Raw genomic sequence first — 18,175 nt, 5'->3', positions numbered from 1 at the left:
ATCTCGTGCGTCGATCGACGTGGAGAATGTTCGTCCGCAGCTCGACTCCCTCCGCCAGCCCGGACGCGATCGGGTTCGAAAACGTCTCCGATCTGCGCCCTCCGGTCGGGTCGCGCCTCCGGAAGCTCCACGCGAATTCGTCTCGCCCTCCGATCGAGGGCGCTTCCCCGCGTCGGGGAACTATCGCGCCGGGCTCTGAGTCTCTGGCGGCAAGGCCGTCATCCATGAAGGTCCGGCGGAAACGGCGTCGGCTCCCACGGCGTCTCGATCTTCGAAGTCTTGACCGTGATCGCCTCACGCTCGTGCAGCTCGCGCGCCTCCCGCTGGCAGGCGCCGGCCACGAGCGCGAGCACGAGCACTCCGGATGTCGATCTCATGGGTCCTGCCGCAGCGGGCGCGCGAGCGCATAGACGCGGAGTCAAGTGTTTGGCACGCCGGAGGTTTCATGATCGCGCCGGAAGGCGTGCTCGCGTCGGACGCAGCCCGTCAAGGCGTCTCGACGAGTTTGGTCATCGCGCCGACCCCGACCCGCACCGCGGCAAGGCTCGGCTCCATGCCGCGCACGGGCGCGAGCGCCGTGGCAGGACGTGACGGATCACCCGGCCCATGATGTGACGGCGCGGGTCGTCGGCCCGACGCACGTGCCGCTGCTGCTGGCGCTGTCGGCGTCGTCGCCGTTCTGGTGCGGCGTTGCGACCGGCCGAAGGATATCGGCTCGCAGCCGGAGCCCGGCTCGCTTGGCCGTCAGGCGGAGCCGGACTTGCGGCCCGGCCTTTCGGCCGCGGAACGTGTCGCGTCCAGCGGGTCGTAGATCTTGCGCAGGAACATCGTTCCGGTGCGGATGTCGAGCGCGATGGCGCGCCGCGCCTTCTTGCCGTCGCGGGCCGCAATCGCCTCGATGGCGCGGACGTGGAAGTGGTGGCCGTTCCCGAAGAACGTCTCGAGATTGACCGGCTTGCGGCCGATCGTCCCCAGGAAGGGGCCGGTCCGCAGCCACAGGTTCTCGATCATGTCGACGAGCTGAGAGTAGCCGGCGGCGCGGTAGATCTCGAAATGGAAGGCCTGGTTGGCGGCGAGTGCCGCGGCGGTATCTGACCGCCGGGCGGCCTCGACCATCCCGGCGTTGGCCTGCCGGAGCCGGTCGACCAGACCGGCGTCGCGGATCCGCGCGGCCCGCTCGGCGGCGTAGCCTTCGATCTCCATCCGGATGCGGACGAACTCTCCGTGCAGCTGCGGATCGAACGGGGTGACCCGGATCTGCCGGTTGGACGATTGGACCAGCACCTTCTCGGCCATCAGCCGCTTCAGGGCCTCGCGGACCGGCATCGGGCTGGTGCCGAGCGACTCGGCCAGCTTGCGGATCGAGATCGGCTCGCCCGGCTGGAAGTGGCCGCTCAGCAGGGCCATGCGCAGGCCCTGGTACACCCGCTCCTGCAAGCTGGAGACGTCGATCGAAGGCAAACTGTCGTACATCGATGAAAAACCCGGCGAGCCAGCCCGACGAGCCGAGCCCGCGAGCATGCCGCATTGCGCAGACCCTCACAACGAACTGCGCTGCAGGGCGTCGGTGAACCGCGCCGATTCGCCTCGACCCGGTGTATGTGTTTGATCTGACGGAGTCAATCAACCGGAACGTATCGTCCGAGGCGGTGCGGCCGTGCCTGTCGCCGGTGCGCGATCGCCGGACAGAGGCACGCCCGGGCACTCGCCCGTCCGACGAGCACGGCATTCACGTGGACACGGTCCGTTCGCCTCCGGCCTCTGCCGCGAGGCGCCGGGGCCAGACAGGTGAGTATGGTACATAAGTGTGATCACAGATCATAGATCAATGATCTTGACCTGAGCACGACGGAGCGGGAAAGTGCCCCGGAGGAACCAGCCGGGGGTCGAGAAATGCTGAAAAATCGGAATGCCATCGTCACGGGTGCGACGAGCGGAATCGGCCTGGGCATCGCCAGGGCGCTGGCCGCCGAAGGTTGCAACCTGATGATCGGGGGTCTGGCGCCGGCCGGTGTGCCGGAGCGCCTGTGCGGGGAGATCGCGAGCGAGCACGGCGTCAAGGTCGTGCACTCGGGCGCCGACCTGAGCGAGCCGGAGGCGGTGCGCGGCCTGGCGGCCGACGCCATGCGCGAGCTGGGGCACATCGACATCCTGGTCAACGACGCCGGGCTGCAGTTCGTTGCACCGCTGGTCGAGTATCCGGAGGAGAAATGGAACCTCCTGCGGGCCGTGATGTTCGACGCCCCGTTCCATCTCATCAAGGCCGTGCTACCCGGGATGATCGAGCGGAAATGGGGCCGCATCGTCAACATCTCGTCGGTCATGGGCGTGATCGCCGCGCCTCACAAGCCGGCCTACGTCTCCTCCAAGCACGGTCTCGCCGGCCTGACCAAGGCGGTCGCGCTGGAAGTGGCCGCCGACGGCATCACCTGCAACGCGATCCTGCCCGGCACCGTCCTGACCGACGTGATCAAGAGTCAGCTTCCCAATCAGGCCAAGGTCCTCGGCTGCACCGAGGAGGAAGCGATGGACCGCGTCTTCACCCAGAATCATCCGACCCGGCGGCTGATCGATCCTTCGGAGATCGGCGCGACGGTCGTGTTCCTCTGCAGCGAGGGCGCCAAGTCGATCACGGGAGTGCTGCTCCCTGTCGACGGCGGTTACACGGCGCGCTGAAGCCGAGCCGCCCACGCCGAGAGCGCGCCCCGACAGGGGCCGCACCGAGCCGCATCACAGATTCGAACGAGGGTCTGACTCATGTGGATAGCACTGATGTTTTGGGGCGCGAGCATCGCCTTCTGCGTCGCCGTCGCGGTCTATCTCTGCAGCCTGATCGAAGCCTCCGGCGTGCGTCGCTGGGGCGCCACCGGTCGCCTGTTCCGGTACGAGTAGGAGGTCGCCATGAGCGCCATGAGCATCTCCTACATCGTCGTCTTCGCGGGATATCTGGCCTTTCTGGCGTGGACCAGCGTCCAGAGCATGAGGCAGGTCGAGACGCTCTCGGACTTCACCACGGGCGGCCACCGGATGGGGCTGCTGCTGGGGATCGGCACGTCCGTGGCCACCTGGGTCAGCGTGGCGTCCGTGATGGGCGTGCCGGGGTATCTCTACCGCACCGGTGTCGCGGCGATCATCGGCTGGGTGGCCGGGTGGTTCCTGGCGACGTCGATCATGCCGATCCTCGCCTACAAGGTGCGTCGTCCGGAGATCCCGGCGCGGACCTTCCCCGAGTTCATCCGCATGCGGTTCGAGCCCTTCGAGAAGGTCAGCACCCTGCAGCTTCTCGTGGCGGCCCTGATGTTCGTCGGCTACTTCATCTTCTGCCACCTGCAGGTCGTCGGCTTCGGCATCGTGTTCAACACGATCACCGGCATTCCCTACGAGTACGCCATCTTCGGTTTCCTGGCGCTGCTGGTGCTGACGTCGCTCGGCGGCTTCTGGTCGGTGGCGGCGACCGACACGCTCAACGCGGTGCTGATCCTGATCGGCCTGGTCTTCGGCACCGGCGCCGTCCTCTACGCGACGGGAGGCATCGGCCCGATTCTCGACAATCTCGCGCAGACCACCGCGCCGATCAATGTCGGGGGCGCGCCGATGGAGGCGGGTGTTCTGCTGACGCCCGAAGGCACCTTCGGCTGGTCGGTGCTGATGGGCATATTCATGTCGAACGCCCTCGGGGCGTCGGTGGCGCCGCACTGGATCAACCGCTTCATGGCGCCCAGGAACACCAAGGCGGCCGTGCTCCAGATGATGTGGACCGTGGTCGCGCTGATCCCGATCTTCGTCTGCCTGATCGTCATCGGCCTCGGCGCCAAGATGCTTCTGCCCAGCCTGCCGGTCGGCAAGACCACCGACTACATCATGCCGTTGATCGTGCAGGAGCATGCGCCGGCCTTCGTCGGTGCGATGACGCTGATCGCCATCCTGGCGGCCGCGATCTCGACCGCCAACTCCATGCTGCTGAACTGCGGCACCTCGCTCTACTATGACATCTACCGTGCGCTGCGCCCGCAAGGCCAGCTCGACGACGTGAAGGCGACGCGACACCTTCGCTGGACCGTGCTGGTGCTGGGCGCCTTGTCGGTCCTCAGCGCGATCAAGCCGCCGCTCCTGCTCGCCATGGGCTTCACCTATGTCTACGGCGCGTTCGGTGCGGCCTTCATGTGGCCGGTCTGGCTGGGGCTCTTCTGGCGGCGGATGAACCGCTCGGGCGCCTATGCCGGCATCCTGGTCGGGACGCTCGTCTATGTCGTCGCCAAGCTCCTGGACTTCTCCAATCCGTTCGCGGTCGGCGCCGGCCTGTCGCTCGTCGCGACGCTGATCGGTGTCTACCTGACGCCCGCTCCGCCGCGGGAGGCCTACGAGGCCTATTTCGAGCCGGACGTCAGTCCCTCAACCCGCGCCGTCGCGCTGCGGATCCGCCGCGAGGACGACAGCGCCCACCACGAGGTGCACGCGGAGAAGACATCGGCCTGAGAGCAGCCGTCTTCGGCGGATCGATCACGACGGGGCGTGCCGGCCGGATCCGAGACGGCCGCCCCCGAACAACAGGAACAATCGCTTTGAGCAAGCTCGTCGTCACCGCGGCGATCACCGGGGGCGTGCACGTTCCCAGCCTGTCGCCGCATTTTCCCTACCTTCCCGACATGGTGGTCGACCAGGCGGTCGGCGCCGCCGAGGCCGGGGCCGCGGTCGTCCACATCCACGCCCGCGACCCGAAGGACGGCCGTCCGTCGAGCGACATCGGGGTGTTCCGCGACATCGCCGCCGCCATCCACGCGCGCTGCGACGCCGCCATCTGCATCACCACGGGCGGCGGCCTCGGCATGAGCCCGGAGGAGCGGGTGAAGCCGATCGGCATCCTGCGGCCGGAGCTCGCCTCGCTCAACGCCGGCTCGATGAACTTCGCCATCCACCGCCTGGCCGACAAGATCGAGACGCCGAAGTTCGACTGGGAGATCCCGTACCTGAAGTCCACCGAGGATCTGATCTTCCCCAACACGTTCCGCAGCATCTCCGCCTTCACGGACGCCATGTACGCGGCCGGCACCAAGCCGGAGCTGGAGATCTACGACGTCGGCATGATCAACAACGTCAAGTATCTGCTCGACATCGGCGTGCTCAAGGCGCCGCTGTACCTGCAGTTCGTGATGGGGATCCTGGGCGGCATCGCGGCGACGGCCGAGAACCTGGTGTTCATGGTGGAGACCGCCCGCAGGGTGATCGGAGCCGGGAACTTCGTCTGGTCGTGCTGCGCGGCCGGCCGGGCCCAGCTGCCGATGACGCTCCTGGCAATGACCATGGGCGGCAATGTCCGGGTGGGGCTCGAGGACAACCTCTACATGGGGCCGGGGCGGCTGGCGAAGAGCAGCGCCGAGCAGGTGGAGACGATCGTCCGCATCGCCCGCGAGCTGAGCCTCGGCATCGCCGCGCCGGACGAGGCGCGAACCATCCTGGGCCTGAAGGGGCGGACAGCAGTCGGCTGGGCCGACGCCGCGTGAGGCACCACGGCGGCGCCGTGCGGCACGTCCGCGCTCCTCGTCACCGGAGCGCGGGCGTGTCCCGGGCCGTCGCCCGAAACGAAGCGGAGGAACTGTGATGTCGAGCTCGGGTCCGGCGGATGCCGCCGCCGCCGTGTCGCTCTGGCACGTCGTCGACCAGGCGACCATCGATCGCTTTGCCGATGCCACCGGCGACCATCAGTTCATCCATGTCGATCCGGAGCGTGCCCGGCAGGCCGGCTTCGGCACCACGATCGCCCATGGCTTTCTCGGTCTCTCGCTGGTGCCGGCGCTGTTCTGGGAGGCGGTGCCGGGCGACGAAGAGGGCGTCGTGATCGTCAACTACGGTCTCGACCGGGTGCGCTTCACCGCGCCGGTGCCGAGCGGCAGCAGGGTTCGGGCGCGCTTCGAGCAGGTCGGGCGGGAGCGGCGCTCGCCGACCGACACGCTGATCAAGTACGCCGTGACGCTCGAGATCGAGGGCGGTGACAAGCCCGCCATGGTGGCGGAGTGGCTGATCGTGCGCCGCGCGGCGTGACGGCTGCGCCGGCCCCGCCGAATCATCACGACACGAACGAGACGAGGACGTCATGTCGATCGAGAGCCTTCTGATCATCGGCGCCGGCCAGATGGGGGCCGGCATCGCCCAGGTGGCGGCGTGCGCCGGCCTCGACGTCGCGCTCAACGACGTCGCGCCGGAGCGCGTCGACAGCGGCCTCCAGCGCATCGACGCGGGCCTGGCGAAGCTCGTCGAGAAGGGCCGGATGGACGCCGCCGGCCGGCAGGCCGCGCGCGCGCGTGTGCGGGCCGCGCCCGATCTCGAGGCCGCGGCCGGAGAGGCCGACCTCGTCATCGAGGCGGCGCCCGAGACGCTCGAGGTCAAGCGGGCGATCTTCACCCGCCTCGACGCGGCGGCGCCGCCGCACGCCATCCTGGCGACCAACACGTCGTCGCTGCCGATCTCGCAGATCGCCGCGACGACGCGGCGGCCGGGCAGCGTCATCGGCATGCATTTCTTCAACCCGGCGCCGGTGATGCCGCTGGTCGAGGTGGTCGTCGGGCTGGCGACCGCGAACGAGACCTTGCGCGCGACCCAGGCCCTGATCGAGCGCATGGGCAAGCGGGCCGTCAGGATCGAGGACTATCCGGGCTTCTGCGGCAACCGCATCATGATCCCGATGATCAACGAGGCGGTGTTCGCGCTCATGGAGGGGGTCGCGACCGCCGCCGACATCGACGCGGTCGCCAAGCTCGGCTTCGCCCATCCGATGGGCCCGCTGGCGCTCGCCGACCTGATCGGTCTCGATACGGTGCTGTCGATCATGGAGATCCTGCACGACCGCTACGGCGATTCGAAGTACCGGCCCTGTCCGCTGCTGCGGAAATACGTCGAGACCGGCTGGCTCGGGCGCAAGTCCGGCCGCGGCTTCTTCGACTACGCGACCAGGTAGGAGCGGAGATGACACCCGTCCCGGTGGACGGCCGCGAGCGTCCCGCGTTCCGCAGGGCAGCCATCGGTTTCCGGCCATGCGACCTCGTGCCGTTTCCGCTGCTGGTCATGATGGTAGGATGCAACGTGTCGGCCGCCATGATGCTCGCCAACCCGTTCGTCACGGCGGCCATGATCACGGTTTTCGACGCGCCGTGGAGCGTGAGCCGTCTGGAGTCCTGACGCGCGGAAGGCCGCGCGCCCGTCGCGCCGCTTCGGCGGTCGTGACCGGACGGCAGGCGCATCCACCCATGCCACTGAAGGACCCGACATGACGATGGCAGCCAGGCCGATCGACCCGCTTCCCAAGGTGTGGGACCCGGACACTCGGATCGGCGACATGTTGAAGGGCAAGCGCGGGCTCGTCGTCGGCGTCGCCAACGAGCACAGCATCGCCTATGGCTGCGCGGCGAAGCTGCGCGCCTTCGGGGCCGAGCTGGCGCTGACCTATCTCAACGAGAAGGCCGAGAAGTACGTCCGGCCGCTCGCCGAGACGATTCAGGCGAGCCTGCTGCTGCCGCTCGACGTCGAGCGGCCGGGCGAGATGCAGGCGGTGTTCGACCGCATCCGCGCCGAATGGGGCCACCTCGACTTCGTCATCCACTCGATCGCCTACGCGCCGCGCGAAGACCTGCACGGCCGGGTGATCGACTGCTCGCTGGCCGGCTTCGAGCAGGCGATGCGGGTGTCGTGCTTCTCGTTCATCGAGATGGCGCGCCTCGCCGAGCCGCTGATGCGGCCCGGCGGCGTGCTGCTGACGATGAGCTACTACGGGGCCGACAAGGTCGTCAGCAACTACAACATCATGGGGCCCGTGAAGGCGGCCCTGCAGGCGACCACCCGCTATCTCGCGGCGGAGCTCGGCGACGCCGGGGTCCGCGTCTACGCGGTGTCGCCGGGTCCGCTGAAGACCCGCGCGGCGAGCGGCATCGCGGCCTTCGACGAGCTGGTCGCCGACGCCGTCGCCCGCAGCCCGGCGGGCCGGCTGGTCGACATCGCCGAGGTCGGGCGCACCGTGGCGTTCCTGGTCGGCGGCAGCGCGTCCGGCATGACGGGCGACACCATCTACGTCGACGCCGGCCTGCACAACATGGCGTGACGGCCCGGATCGACCGGGTCCCGCGCGCGAGCGCGCCTCCCCCGAGGCCGTGCGGACGGTGGCGCATCGCGCTGCCGTCACGCTAGGCTGGTGTGCCGAAGCGCGGCGAGAACGCCGCGCCGACAAACGATCGTCCTGGGGAGGACACATGGACACGCCGCGCCGCGCCCGTCCGGGCGCACCCGTTCTGTTCGCCGCCATCGTCGCCGCCCTCGCGCTCGGCTCCGCCGCGCCGCGAGATGCGGCCGCCCAGTCCGCCGACTGGCCGACCCGCACCCTCACCGTGATCGTGCCGCCCGGCGCGGGCAGCGCCAGCGACATCATGGCCCGGGTCGTGATGGAGCAGGTCGGCCGCCAGCTCGGCCAGACCGTGGTGGTGGAGAACCGCCCCGGCGCCGGCGGCACCATCGGCGCCAATGCGGTCGCCAAGGCGCCGGCAGACGGCCACACGATCCTCGCCTTCGGGGCGCTCGGCACCGCGCACGCGCTCTATCCCAAGCTGCCCTACGACACCTTCAAGGACTTCGCGGCCGTGATCCCGTTCGGCCGGCAGCCGCTGGTGATCGTCGCCAGCCCGGCGAAGTACAAGACGCTGCAGGACCTGGTCGCGGCCGGCCGGACCAGGCCCGAGGGGCTGAACTTCTCCAGCGCCGGGGTCGGCTCGGCCTCGCATTTCGGGGCTGAGCGGCTGCGCGTCGCCGGCGGCTTCAAGGCCCAGCACATCCCGTTCAAGGGCGCCGCCGAGGCCGTCACCGACGTGATCGCCGGCCGCTCCGACTTCTCGGTGCAGCTCTTCACCACCTCGCTGCCGCAGATCCGGGACAGGCAGCTCGTCGCCCTGGCGGTCGGCGCCGAGGCGCGCTCGGCCGTGCTGCCCGACGTGCCGACCCTGGTCGAGGCGGGGCTGCCGGCGGAGGCGGTCTATCCGTTCTACTCCGGCCTGTTCGTGCCGGCCGGCACGCAGCGCGCGATCGTCGACCGGCTGCACCGCGAGACCGCCGCGGCCCTGCAGGTGCCCGCCGTGAAGGAGCGGCTGGCCACCCTCGGAGTCGAGCCGATGGCGATGACCGTCGACGAGTTCGACCGGTTCTTCCGCCAGGACGCCGAGGCGGCGGTGTCGCTCGTCAAGGCGGCCGGTATCAAGCCGGCGTTCTGAGCACAGCGGGCGCGGCTCCGCCGACGGCGGGCCGCGCCCGTCTCTTGCGGCCTGCGGTGGCGCGCCCTATAAAGAACAAAAAGAGAACATGAAGTGCCGCCATGCCGCTCGACCTGGTGCAGAAGCTCGAGATCCTCGCCGACGCCGCCAAGTACGACGCCTCCTGCGCGTCGTCGGGCGGGCCGAAGCGGGATTCGCGGCGCGGCGGGCTCGGCTCGACCACCGGAGCCGGCATCTGTCACGCCCACACGCCGGACGGCCGCTGCGTGTCGCTGCTGAAGATCCTGCTCACCAATTTCTGCCGCTACGACTGCGCCTACTGCGTCAGCCGGCGGTCCAGCAATGTCGCGCGGGCGAAGTTCTCGGTCGACGAGGTGGTGCGCCTCACCCTCGATCTCTACCGCCGCAACTGCATCGAGGGCCTGTTCCTCTCGTCCGGCATCGCACTGTCCGAGGACGACACCATGGCCGAGCTGGTGCGGGTGGCGAAGACGCTGCGCACCGTGCACGGCTTTCGCGGCTATATCCATCTCAAGACCATCCCGGGCGCCGCCGAGGCGCTGGTCGCCGAGGCCGGCCGCTGGGCCGATCGGCTGTCCTTGAACGTCGAGCTGCCGAGCGAGCGGTCGCTCGCGACCTACGCGCCCGAGAAGGACGCGACCTCGATCCGCAAGGGGCTGGCGACGACCCGCAGCCTGATCGACGGCGCCGCCGACGCCCGCCGGCGCGGGTCCGGCACCATCGGCCGGGCGCCGCCGCCGCGCTTCGCCCCGGCCGGGCAGTCGACCCAGATGATCGTCGGCGCCGACGGGGCGGACGATCTGGCCGTCCTCTCGGCCTCGACTTCGCTCTATGCGTCCTACGGGCTCAGGCGCGTCTACTACGCGGCGTTCAGCCCGACCGGCCATCCCTCCGCCGGGCTGCCGCAGGCGGCGACCCCGCTGTTGCGCGAGCACCGGCTCTATCAGGCCGACTGGCTGATGCGCTTCTACGGGTTCGCGCTGCCGGATCTCGCCGCCGCCGCGCCGTCCGGCATGCTGGACACGGCGATCGACCCGAAGCTCGCCTGGGCGCTGGCGCATCGCGACCGCTTCCCGGTCGACGTCAACACGGCCCCGCGCGAGATGCTGCTGCGGGTGCCGGGGCTCGGCCCGCGGGCCGTCGACCGCGTCCTGGCGGCGCGGCGGCGCAGCGGCGCGCTGCGGCTCGTCGACCTGGCGCGGCTGTCCGGCGGCCTGAAGCGGACCCGGCCCTTCGTCGTCACGGCCGACTGGCGGCCGACCGCCATGCTCGACGACGCCCATCTGCGCCGCAGGCTCGCGCCGGCGCCCGTGCAGCTCTCGCTGTTCTGAACCATGTACGCGGTGCGGCTCCCGGGCGATGCGGACGAGGCGGCCTTCCGGGCCGCGGCGCGGCGCTGCCTTGCCCTGCGGCTCGCGCCAGCCGATGTCGCCTTCGCGGAGGAGTCGGCGCCGTCGCTGTTCCCGCCGCTGCCCGACACGGACGCAACGGCGCCCGCCGTTTCGGCGCCGCGCGCCTATCAGGCGCTCCTGGCCGACGCGATCGGCCATTCCGCCGCCGATCGCTTCGATCTCCTCTACGATCTGCTGTGGCGGATCGTCTCGGGAGCCCGCGACGTGGTCGCCAATCCGGCCGATCCGGTGGTGGCACGCCTGTCGGACTATGCCCGCGCGGTGCGGCGCGACATCCACAAGATGCACGCCTTCCTGCGCTTCCGGCCGCGCGAGGTGGACGGCCGCCCCGTCCACGTCGCCTGGTACGAGCCGCAGCACCGGGTGCTGAAGCAGGCGGCGCCGTTCTTCGTCGATCGCTTCGCCGCCATGGACTGGCTGATCGCCACCCCGGCCGGCACGGCGGCCTGGTCGGAGGGACGGCTGGCGTTCGGGCCGCCGGCCGCCAGGCCTGCCGACGCGGACGACCCGGTGCTCGATGCGCTGTGGACCACCTACTATCGGACGACCTTCGACCCGGCCCGCCTGCGGCTCGCCGCCATGCGCCGCGAGATGCCCCGGAACTTCTGGGCCAACATGCCGGAGACGCGGGAGATTCCGGCCATGGTCGCGACCGCGGGCCGGCGAGTCGCGGCGATGAAGGCCCGTGCCCCGGACGTGCCGCCCGGCTTCGCCGACAAGATCGCCGCCCGGGCGAGCCCCGGTCCCGATGGGCCCGCGACTCCGCTGGAGGCCCTGCGGGGCGAGGTCGCGGCGTGCCGGCGGTGCCCGCTGCACGGCCCGGCGACCCAGGCCGTGTGCGGCGAAGGGCCGCGCGACGCCGCGATCGTGTTCGTCGACGAGCAGCCGGGCGATCAGGAGGACCTCTCCGGCCGGCCCTTCGTCGGCCCGGCCGGCCAGCTGTTCGACCGCGCGCTGGCGGAGGCCGGGATCGACCGCGGCGGCGTCTATCTCACCAACGCCGTCAAGCACTTCAAGTACGAGCCGCGGGGCCGGCGCCGCATCCACGGAAAGCCGGATCCGGGCGAGGTGAGGGCCTGCCGCTGGTGGCTCGACCGCGAGCTCGCGGCGCTGTCGCCCCGCCTCGTGGTGGCGCTCGGCGGCACCGCGGCGGGTGCGCTCGCCGGACGAGCCGTCTCGGTGCTGCGCGAGCGGGGACCGGCTCGATTCGGCGCCCGTGCCGGCTTCGTCACCGTGCACCCGTCGTTCCTGCTGCGCCTGCCCGAGGCAGCCCGGCAGGCGGACGAGTATCGTGCCTTCGTGGCCGACCTGCAGGCCGTGAAGGCGGCGGCGCGGGCCGCTGCGGCGTAAATCGAATCACAAGCTTTTCCGTCATTTGGGGATCCTGATCGATGTCAAGATCGACCTTGAAATTTCCGCCTCCGACACAATCAAAAACAAGAATATTCGTCCGCTTGTCTCGGGCCTGCCTTCGGGTCATCGTCGTCTGGCCGACAAACAGGCACGATATGTGCACGGTCGGCCGCGGGATTTGATGGAGCAGCTTGCGCCGCGTCACCAAGCGCTAAAGCGCCACGAAGCGTCTTCGTGGGCTCCGATACGACAAGGAACCGACGATGAGCCTCGTCCAGAGCGAACCCTCCGCACGATCGCGCAGCGACACGACGCATCACGCCTTCGCCGTGGAGGTCGACGACACGACGGTCGGGATCGTGATTCGCGACAGCGGCAACGACTACACCTTCATCGCCGCGGCGCCGGACTTCTATCCGCTCGACCAGCGGCGCTTCGCCAGCCCGGCCGCCGCCCAGCGCGCCGCCACCGCGCTCGCCGCCGACCGGCGCGGCACCCTGCGCAGCCTCGCGGCACGCTGACCGTTTTCGAGTCGGCGGCGCCCGTCCGGTCGACACGCCGCGCACGGCGCTGCCCCTCCCTGTCCCTCCCCATAAGGGGGGAGGGACCCCTGGAGCCGCGATCCGTCACGGCGCGGCGATCAGCACGGCTTCACATCGCCACGCCGGCCTCGGCCAGGATCCCCCGCACCCGCGCCCGCTGCTCGTCCGAGATGACGAGGCGCTCGGCGAAGTCGCGGCCCAGCGGACGGGTGGCGTCGATGCCCATCTTGGTCAGCGTGAAGGTGTCGGGGTCCGAGGTCGGGTCGAGGATCGCGCCCTTGCAGCCCGGCACCATCACGATGTCCTGCTCGGCCCGCACCCGCGTCGCCACCGCCCACATCACGTCGTTCATGTCGAAGATGTCGACGTCCTCGTCCACGACGATCACGTACTTGGTGTAGAACTCGGTGCCGAGCGCCGCCATGATGGCCTGCTGCGGCTCGCCCTGGGCGGTCTTCCTCATCTTCACGAAGGCCATGAAGGCGCCGCAGGTGGTGTGCGGCACGTGAACGGCCAGCACGTTCGGCAGGTTGCGACGGAGCGTGTTGAGGATCTCGCCCTCGCGGGTGATGCACGACACCAGGATGTGGTCCTTGGCCATGCCCGAGGCGACCGAGTGGAACATGGCGTCGCGGCGCATGTGCACGCGGCGCACCTCCAGCACGTTCTGGGTGCTGCGATACGAGGCGTAGCCCGTGAACTCGCTGAACGGGCCTTCCGGCTCGTGCACGCCCGGAAGGATCTCGCCCTCCAGCACGATCTCGGCCCCGGCCGGCACCTCGAGCCCGTTGCCGCAGCGGGCGAGGCGGTAGGGTGCGTCGAACAGCCCGCCGATGATCTCGAACTTCCGCACGCCCGGCGGATAGGCGTAGACCATCGATCCCATGTAGTGGAGCGGATGGACGCCGAGCGTGACCGCGACCCGCAGCGGCTCGCCCCGCTCCTCGGCGCGGCGGTGGAACTCCCACATGCGCCGGCGCGAGTGCAGCGACACGCCGAGCCGGTTGCGGCCCTTCAGCATCAGCCGGTGGAACCCGGTGGTGTCGACGCCGGTCACCGGATCGCGGGCGACGATCTGACCGGCCGTGACATAGGGCGCCGCGTCGACCGAGAAGTGAATCGGGATCGGCAGCGCCGTCAGGTCGACGGCGTCGCCCTCCAGCGTCACCTCCTGCCAGGGCGCCCGGTCGACCACCTCGCACGGGACGTAGCGCTGGCAGCGCTCGCGGAAGGCGGTCGGCAGGTCCGCGGCGTCGACGTCGAGGCAGGCGGCGAGCAGGCGGCGGTTGCCGGTCGTGTTGGTGACCACCGGCATGGCGTGGCCTTCGACCTGTTCGAAGACGACGACCGGGTCGCGGCCGGCCTTCTCCAGCTCGAACACGGCCGACGTGATGTCGAGGCGGGTCCGCACCGGGGTGCGGATGCGCAGCAACTCGCCGGGAAAGCGCGCGTCGACCATGCGCAGGAATCCGCGCAGGCCTTGCTGGTCGAGATCGGGGTGGGCCAGGGGGCGGCTCCTTCGGCGGGGAGGTTCGAGGCGGGACGAACAGCATGTCGCCGCCACTGCGCGCCCGCAAGGCCAAAGCGTGCGCAGGCCGCGCCCAAAGCCGGGGCAGCGCGGGGCCGCGTCCGGCAGATGTCATACAAAGTCCGTCGGGACCTCCGTCACAGGCTCGGCAGCCAGGTCGCGAGCTGCGGGACCAGCGCGATCGCGATGACCACGGCGAGCAGTACGAACCAGTAGGGGATGGCGCCCCGGAAAATCTCGGCGAGCTCGACCGACCTGTCGGGCACGGCGGCCTTCACGGTGAACACCAGGATGCCGAATGGCGGCGTCAGCAGGCCGGTCTCGATGGCGAGGATGCCGATGATGGCGAAGGCGAGCGGATCGAAGCCGAGATGCGCGGCGATCGGCGCGAAGATCGGCACCGTGAGCAGGATGATCGAGATCGAATCGATCAGGCAGCCGAGCACCAGCCAGATGCCGACCATGACGACCAGGATGCCCCAGGCGCCGAGCCCGGTGGCGAGCAGGAACGACTTCGCCACCTCGGTGAAGCCGGTCATCGACAGCACGCGCGAGTAGAGCTGGGCGCAGAACAGGAGGAGCAGCAGCGGCCCGGAGGTGCGGCCGACGTCGAGCACCACGTCGCGGATCTCGCGCGGCCGGATGCCCTTGATCATCGCCAGCACCAGTGCCCCGACGGCGCCGAGCCCGGCCCCTTCGGTCGGCGTGCACAGGCCGAGCCAGATGGCGGCCAGCACCCCGATCACCAGCGCGACGACGAGCCCGGTGCTGCGCAGGAGCGGGCCGAGCGGCTCGTCGCTGGGGAGGCCGGTCGGCTGGTCGCCTATGGTGACGCCGGCGGCACGCGGCATCACCTTCGACGGCCCGCCGACGAGGGCCGGATTCAGCTTCGCGGCGATCACCACGTAGAGGATCATGCCGCCGGCGGCCAGGAAGCCGGGGATCACGCCGGCCAGGAACAGCTTGCCGATCGACACCTCGGTCAGCACCGCCCAGACGATCATCAGCACCGAGGGCGGGATCAGCATGCCGAGGCAGGCGCTGCCGGCGACGCAGCCGAGCGCGAAGTCGCGGCGGTAGCCGTAGCGCTTCATCTCCGGATAGGCGATGCGCGAGAAGGCGGCGGCCGCCGCGATGCTCACTCCGGTGACGAAGCCGAACAGCGCGTTCGACACGATGGTGGCGGCGGCGAGCTGGGCCGGCAGCCATTTGCTGAAGCGGTGGCCGAGCGCGTAGATGTCGCGCGCCGCGCCGCATTTCGCCAGCAGGTCGCCCATCAGCATGAACAGCGGGATGACGGCGAAGACGTAGTCGCGCAGCGCCTCGTAAGCCGTGTTGGCCACGAAGGTGCGGACCACGTCGACGTCGCCCAGCATCAGCCAGATGCCGAAGGCCGCCGTGATGCCGAGTGCGACGGCGATGTGGACGCCGGCGAACACCAGCGCCAGCACCACGAGGATGACGATCAGCATCTCGCTGTGGCCGAACACGCTCGAAATCCTCGGGGATGGACGACGGACGTCTCAGGGGGTGGTCGGGGTCTTGCTCAGCAGCGCGCGGAATGCCCGTACGAGCTTGGCGAGATAGATGAGGACGACGAGCGCGGAGCCGATCACCACGACGAAGCGGGCCGGCCAGGCGGGGACGCGCAGCGCACCTTCGCCCTCGTACTCCCCGACCACGAAGGCGTTGAGGGCCGGCCCGAAGCCGCCCCACACGATCAGGCCGAAGAACAGCACGCCGAGCACGCCGGAGACGAGCTCGGAGAATGCCTGGCCGCGCGCCCCGAAGGCGCCGACCAGCACGTCCGCCTTGAGCATGCCGCCGCTCTGTACGGCGTGCGCGGCGAGCAGGAAGCAGACGATGACGATCGACATCGAGACCAGCTCCGGCGTCCCCTTCACCGGGCTGTTGAACACGCCGCGGCCGACCACGTCGGCGACCACCAGGAAGCCGAGCGCGAAGATGATCAGCGCGGCGAGGGCGAGCAGCAGATGGACCACGGGCGTGGTCAAGCGGTCGAACACGGGTGGCGTCTCCGGGCGCTGGAAGGCGGGCGGCGGCGGATGCGCTCCGCCGCCGCCCCGGCTCACTTCACGACGTAGCGCACCGGCCACTTGTGGCCGTGCTTCTCGGCTGCGGCGAGCGTCAGCTCCAGCACCTGAGTGGCCGGCAGGCCCTGGGCGTCGAGCTCCTTGGCCTTCTGCTTCGGCCATTCGGCGAGCGACCGCGCCCACTCCTCGCGCACCGCGTCCGGAACCTTGCGGACGTCGACGCCGACCTTGCGCAGCTCCTCGAGCTGCTTGGGATAGTTCTCCTCGTTGACGGTGCCGGTCCTCGCCTCGTACTCGCGGCCGACCTCGACCAGGATGTCCTGGACCTCCTTGGGCAGCTTCGCGAAGCTCGCCGTGTTGATGGTGAGGCCGTGCCAGGTGATGGCGCCGAAGCCGGTCTCGGCATAGTGCTTGCCGATCTCGTAGAGCTTGAACTGCAGCCATGCCGACGGGAACATGATCCAGCCGTTGTAGACGCCGGTCTGCATCGCCGTGTAGGCCTCCGGCAGCGACGACTGCACCGGCGTCGCGCCGGCGTATTCCAGCCACTTCAGGTTCAGGCCGGCACCGGCGATCTTCTGGCCCTTGATGTCGGCGACCGTCTTCCACGGGAACGTAGTGCCGAGGTTGTAGCCGTTGTCGGCGATCAGGCCGAGCAGCTTCTGCTTGTACTTGTCCTCGAGGACCTTCGACAGGTAGGGCACCTGGTCGTAGACCTCCCGGGCGAGCTTGACGCTCGCCACCGGGCTCATGGTGCCGAACGGCAGCATCACCTGGAAGGCGTGCAGGGGCAGGTTGGAGGGCTCGAAGCAGAAGCAGTAGCCGCCGATGTCGATGATGCCGGACTGCACGCCCTCGAGCGTGTCGGCCACCTTCACCATCGAGCCGCCGTAGCCCTCGACGAACTGCACCTTGTGCTTGGTCCGCTCGGCGACCCGCTTGGTCACCTCGGGGACGAAGAAGGTGCTGATCAGGTTGACGTAGGTCTGCACCGGCGGATGGCCCGAGGCGATGCGCAGCCGGAACGTCTCCTGGGACGCGGCCGGCGTCGCGGCCAGCACGGCGAGACCGGCCGCGAGCGCGGCCGTGACGGTACGATGCATGTCTGTCTCCTCCCGATCGCCCGCCATTGCGCGGACGTTGTTCTGCTTTGTATGCCCAGCTTGAGATTTTACCGGCGCCGCTGTCAACACCACGTTCCCGTCGCGGCGGAGGTCCGCCGTACGAAGGCGAACCGGGTTGCGTGCCGCAGGCTACGGATGCGACACTGTGTCGGGTCCCGGAGGGCATCTCGATGAACGAAACGGGCTTCGCGGTCTTCACGGAGCGGACCTTCGAGGTCGAGGTGCTCGGCCGGTCCGGCCTCACCCTCGTCGATTTCTGGAGCGAAGGCTGCGCCCCGTGTCGCCAGCTCGGCCGCCTTCTGCAGCAGCTGGCGACGGAGATCCCCTCCGGGGTGCGGATCGGCACCGTGCAGATCGAGGAGAATCCGGCGCTCGCCGAGCGTCTCGGGGTGCACGCCGCGCCGACCCTGATGTTCTTCAAGGATGGCACCCTCGTCGCCACCCGCACCGGGGTGGACCGCCGACAGGTGCTCAAGAAGCTGGTGGAAACGCACGCCTGAAGCCGCCGACGGCGGAGAAGGAGGTCGAATGGCCCATGTCACCCTGCTCGACATCGAGGTGCTCCGCCGGACCAAGCTCCGGCCCTATATCGAGAAGTGCCTGGTGCACCGCGCTCCCGATCCCGGCTTCCACGCCGTGATGGGTCACAACATCGATCTCGCCGAGGCGATGTTCGTGGCGTGGGACTCGCTGTTCAACAAGGGGCGGATCCCGCACCCCCTCAAGGAGGTGATCCGGGTCCAGCTCTCCCGCATGGCCTCCTGCAGCTATTGAGGGAACGTCCGGTCTGCTTCGGCGAAGCGACAGGGACTGACCGAGGAGCTGCTCGACGAGGGCATCGACGCCTACGCGAGCAGTGCGCGGTTCTCCGCGGCCGAGAAGGCGGCGCTGCGCTA

Annotated in this window: 19 protein-coding genes; 13 read left to right on the top strand and 6 right to left on the bottom strand. The window is 69.7% G+C overall.

All coding sequences use genetic code 11. The annotated features are described in order from the left end of the window. Positions 1 to 218 precede the first annotated feature (218 nt). A complete protein-coding gene (locus tag J2S22_RS08320; RefSeq protein WP_272776518.1) occupies positions 219 to 353 on the bottom strand; it encodes a hypothetical protein in 135 nt (44 codons plus the stop codon). A 391-nt stretch (positions 354 to 744) separates the two neighbouring features. Beyond that, positions 745 to 1,473, bottom strand: coding sequence for a GntR family transcriptional regulator (locus J2S22_RS08315; RefSeq protein ID WP_272776519.1), 729 nt, complete (start codon positions 1,471 to 1,473; stop codon positions 745 to 747). Between the two features lie 420 nt (positions 1,474 to 1,893). On the opposite strand from J2S22_RS08315, the gene J2S22_RS08310 reads away from it, so the two are divergent. The 11 genes from J2S22_RS08310 to J2S22_RS08260 all read left to right on the top strand — a co-directional run bounded on the left by J2S22_RS08310 (position 1,894) and on the right by J2S22_RS08260 (position 12,552). Further along, positions 1,894 to 2,676 carry a 3-hydroxybutyrate dehydrogenase gene (locus J2S22_RS08310; RefSeq protein ID WP_272776520.1) on the top strand — a complete coding sequence of 261 codons (783 nt, stop codon included), beginning with the start codon at positions 1,894 to 1,896 and terminating at the stop codon, positions 2,674 to 2,676. A 225-nt stretch (positions 2,677 to 2,901) separates the two neighbouring features. Continuing rightward, positions 2,902 to 4,476, top strand: a complete 1,575-nt coding sequence (locus tag J2S22_RS08305) for a sodium:solute symporter family protein (RefSeq protein WP_272776521.1) — start codon at positions 2,902 to 2,904, stop codon at positions 4,474 to 4,476. Between the two features lie 86 nt (positions 4,477 to 4,562). Beyond that, positions 4,563 to 5,501 (top strand): beta-keto acid cleavage family enzyme, encoded by a 939-nt coding sequence (locus J2S22_RS08300; RefSeq protein ID WP_272776522.1) that lies wholly within the window; start codon positions 4,563 to 4,565, stop codon positions 5,499 to 5,501. 97 nt (positions 5,502 to 5,598) lie between these two features. Beyond that, positions 5,599 to 6,039: a MaoC family dehydratase gene (locus J2S22_RS08295; RefSeq protein WP_272776523.1), complete on the top strand. Its 441-nt coding sequence runs from the start codon at positions 5,599 to 5,601 to the stop codon at positions 6,037 to 6,039. Between the two features lie 52 nt (positions 6,040 to 6,091). Continuing rightward, positions 6,092 to 6,952, top strand: coding sequence for a 3-hydroxyacyl-CoA dehydrogenase family protein (locus J2S22_RS08290; protein WP_272776524.1), 861 nt, complete (start codon positions 6,092 to 6,094; stop codon positions 6,950 to 6,952). Positions 6,953 to 6,960: 8 nt separating this feature from the next. Beyond that, positions 6,961 to 7,173 carry a hypothetical protein gene (locus tag J2S22_RS08285; protein ID WP_272776525.1) on the top strand — a complete coding sequence of 71 codons (213 nt, stop codon included), beginning with the start codon at positions 6,961 to 6,963 and terminating at the stop codon, positions 7,171 to 7,173. Positions 7,174 to 7,267: 94 nt separating this feature from the next. Then, positions 7,268 to 8,089, top strand: coding sequence for an enoyl-ACP reductase FabI (gene fabI / locus J2S22_RS08280; protein ID WP_370878189.1), 822 nt, complete (start codon positions 7,268 to 7,270; stop codon positions 8,087 to 8,089). 148 nt (positions 8,090 to 8,237) lie between these two features. Continuing rightward, positions 8,238 to 9,245 (top strand): Bug family tripartite tricarboxylate transporter substrate binding protein, encoded by a 1,008-nt coding sequence (locus tag J2S22_RS08275; RefSeq protein WP_272776527.1) that lies wholly within the window; start codon positions 8,238 to 8,240, stop codon positions 9,243 to 9,245. 101 nt (positions 9,246 to 9,346) lie between these two features. After that, a complete protein-coding gene (locus J2S22_RS08270; RefSeq protein ID WP_272776528.1) occupies positions 9,347 to 10,597 on the top strand; it encodes a putative DNA modification/repair radical SAM protein in 1,251 nt (416 codons plus the stop codon). Between the two features lie 3 nt (positions 10,598 to 10,600). After that, complete coding sequence (locus tag J2S22_RS08265) at positions 10,601 to 12,028, top strand: UdgX family uracil-DNA binding protein (protein WP_272776529.1); 1,428 nt, start codon at positions 10,601 to 10,603, stop codon at positions 12,026 to 12,028. 266 nt (positions 12,029 to 12,294) lie between these two features. Further along, positions 12,295 to 12,552 carry a hypothetical protein gene (locus J2S22_RS08260; protein ID WP_272776530.1) on the top strand — a complete coding sequence of 86 codons (258 nt, stop codon included), beginning with the start codon at positions 12,295 to 12,297 and terminating at the stop codon, positions 12,550 to 12,552. A gap of 130 nt (positions 12,553 to 12,682) precedes the next feature. Here J2S22_RS08260 and J2S22_RS08255 read toward each other — a convergent pair whose 3' ends face one another. The 4 genes from J2S22_RS08255 to J2S22_RS08240 all read right to left on the bottom strand — a co-directional run bounded on the left by J2S22_RS08255 (position 12,683) and on the right by J2S22_RS08240 (position 17,258). Beyond that, on the bottom strand, positions 12,683 to 14,137 hold the full coding sequence (locus J2S22_RS08255) for a UbiD family decarboxylase (RefSeq protein WP_272776531.1): 1,455 nt from the start codon (positions 14,135 to 14,137) through the stop codon (positions 12,683 to 12,685). 101 nt (positions 14,138 to 14,238) lie between these two features. Then, a complete protein-coding gene (locus J2S22_RS08250; protein ID WP_272776532.1) occupies positions 14,239 to 15,591 on the bottom strand; it encodes a TRAP transporter large permease in 1,353 nt (450 codons plus the stop codon). A 33-nt stretch (positions 15,592 to 15,624) separates the two neighbouring features. Continuing rightward, complete coding sequence (locus tag J2S22_RS08245) at positions 15,625 to 16,128, bottom strand: TRAP transporter small permease subunit (RefSeq protein ID WP_272776533.1); 504 nt, start codon at positions 16,126 to 16,128, stop codon at positions 15,625 to 15,627. A 62-nt stretch (positions 16,129 to 16,190) separates the two neighbouring features. After that, entirely contained in the window at positions 16,191 to 17,258 is a 1,068-nt protein-coding gene (locus J2S22_RS08240; RefSeq protein ID WP_272776534.1) for a C4-dicarboxylate TRAP transporter substrate-binding protein, read from the bottom strand. Positions 17,259 to 17,449: 191 nt separating this feature from the next. Here J2S22_RS08240 and J2S22_RS08235 point away from each other — a divergent pair, with 191 nt between their 5' ends. Continuing rightward, positions 17,450 to 17,779: a thioredoxin family protein gene (locus J2S22_RS08235; RefSeq protein ID WP_272776535.1), complete on the top strand. Its 330-nt coding sequence runs from the start codon at positions 17,450 to 17,452 to the stop codon at positions 17,777 to 17,779. Positions 17,780 to 17,807: 28 nt separating this feature from the next. Then, the gene (locus J2S22_RS08230) at positions 17,808 to 18,053 is read left to right on the top strand and encodes a hypothetical protein (RefSeq protein ID WP_272776536.1); all 246 of its coding nucleotides are present in this window, start codon (positions 17,808 to 17,810) and stop codon (positions 18,051 to 18,053) included. Positions 18,054 to 18,175 lie beyond the last annotated feature (122 nt).

The organism is Rhodoplanes tepidamans, from assembly GCF_030813915.1.
Classification (GTDB): domain Bacteria; phylum Pseudomonadota; class Alphaproteobacteria; order Rhizobiales; family Xanthobacteraceae; genus Rhodoplanes; species Rhodoplanes tepidamans.
This window is presented reverse-complemented; position numbering and strand designations above follow the sequence as displayed.